We start from the raw sequence: 223 nt of genomic DNA, 5'->3' as shown, positions 1-223 counted from the left end.
CCGGGGCGGGCACGCTGAACGTGAACGGCGGAGATTTGGCGCTGAGCGCGGCCAACGGCGGTCTGTCAGCCACCACCCATATTGCATCGGGAGCCTCCGTCACCGCGAACGCGGCGAATGCCCTGGGCACCAGTGAGGTGGATGTCGGCGGTACGTTGAACCTGAACGCCGCAGACACGCTCGCCAACGTGCTGAGCGGTGCTGGGACCATCAATACCGGCGC

The 223-nt window shown here is 66.8% G+C and carries 1 protein-coding gene; it reads left to right on the top strand.

The window, feature by feature from the left end; translation table 11 throughout:
• Positions 1–20: 20 nt before the first annotated feature.
• A partial coding sequence (locus WG891_RS26930) for a hypothetical protein (RefSeq protein WP_337274597.1) occupies positions 21–223 on the top strand: 203 nt, incomplete at its 3' end.

This window comes from Serratia sp. MMO-28, from assembly GCF_037199905.1.
Classification (GTDB): Bacteria; Pseudomonadota; Gammaproteobacteria; order Enterobacterales; family Enterobacteriaceae; genus Chania; species Chania oryzae.
This window is presented reverse-complemented; position numbering and strand designations above follow the sequence as displayed.